This is a genomic window from Streptomyces sp. IBSBF 2435, assembly GCF_036815005.1.
Lineage (GTDB): Bacteria > Actinomycetota > Actinomycetes > Streptomycetales > Streptomycetaceae > Actinacidiphila.
Genome location: NZ_JAJSYW010000377.1, coordinates 1 through 1,279 on the forward strand (window position 1 = coordinate 1; position 1,279 = coordinate 1,279).

The window sequence follows — 1,279 nt, forward strand, 5'->3', positions numbered from 1 at the left end:
CCGTCCGGCGCCCCGGCCGCCGCCCGCCGCCCGCCGTGCGGCGCGTCGTCACCGCCCAGCGGCGTCGCCCGATACGCGGCCCAGACCGCCAGGACGGGCGCGGCGACGACGGCCGCGACGACCGTGGTCGTCACGGCACGGTGCCGCAGTTGTGCCCGCCGCGCCGCCCGGTCCTTGAGGTCGAGGGGGAAGCCGCGCCGGTCGAAGCGCGGCGTGGCCTGGCGGCTGCGCCCGGCGCCGGTCTCCATGGCGTGCAGGAGCGCCGCGCAGGCGGCGGCCCGCGGCGCCTCGATGAGCGCGAGTACGGCGGTGGCGTCTGCGGCGCCGGGCCACGCCCCGGCGGCGACGGCGCGTTCCGCGGTGCGCCGGCACACCACGCACGCGTCGACGTGGCGGACGAGTTCGTCACGGAGCGCGGGTCCGAGCAGCACCCGGTCGTCCCCGGCGAGTTGGGCGAGCGACCCGCAGCGCCCGGTGTCGACGACGGCGAGCGCGGCCCGGGTGCGCTCGACCTCGCAGGCGGCGCGGGCCAGCAGGCCGCGTGCGGTGTCGGTGTCGAGCCCGAGGACGGCGGCGACCTCGTACGGCGGCAGTTGGTGGCGTACCGCCAACTCCAGGGCCTCGCGCTGCTCGGGGGTGGTGCCGGCGGCCTCCGGCCAGGCCAGGGCGGCAAGTTGGGCGGCCCGCTGGACGGCGAGGGAGGCGGCGGCGCGAGAGGCGGCGGCGCGGGCCGGCGCGGGAGGAATGCCGGCGGCGAGCCGCCGCAGGCAGCACCAGCGGGCGAGCGCGTAGAGCCAGGGGCGCCGCAGGTCGGAGTCGCGCAGCCGGGCGCGCTGGCGTTCGGCGAGCGCGAGGACGTCGCCGAGGGCGCCGGCGGCGGCGTCGTGCTCGCACAGGACGGACAGGCAGTACGTGAACAGGCCGTCGAGGTACGGCTCGTAGTGGGCGGGCGGCACCATCGGCAGCGTGCCGTGCGGGCGGCGCGCCGCGTCACGGTCCCGCGCGGCCGACCGCTCGCGCGCCGCGGAACGCCCGGACGCCGCAGCCCGGTGCCTGCGGTGCGCACCGTTCTGCGGGATGGGGGTGGGGGTCTCCTGCCTGCTCATCACCGGGCGACGGTAGGCCCGCGGCCCGCCCCGCTTCAGCAGTCCTCGCGGCCATTAATCCTTATGGGTGGCGATGCGGCCCGAATTGGGACATCCCGACCACTCTTGCGAGTGAATACGCGTGCCCGCCCGCGACGCCCGCGCCGTACGCCCCCGTTCGCACCCCCCGGAGC

Annotated in this window: 1 protein-coding gene; it reads right to left on the reverse strand. The window is 78.6% G+C overall.

Annotation, left to right across the window (positions count from 1 at the left end; translation table 11 throughout):
- The coding region (locus V7E46_RS33520) for an RNA polymerase sigma factor (protein ID WP_443054433.1) at positions 1-1,106 on the reverse strand (1,106 nt) is incomplete at its 3' end.
- Positions 1,107-1,279: the final 173 nt, after the last annotated feature.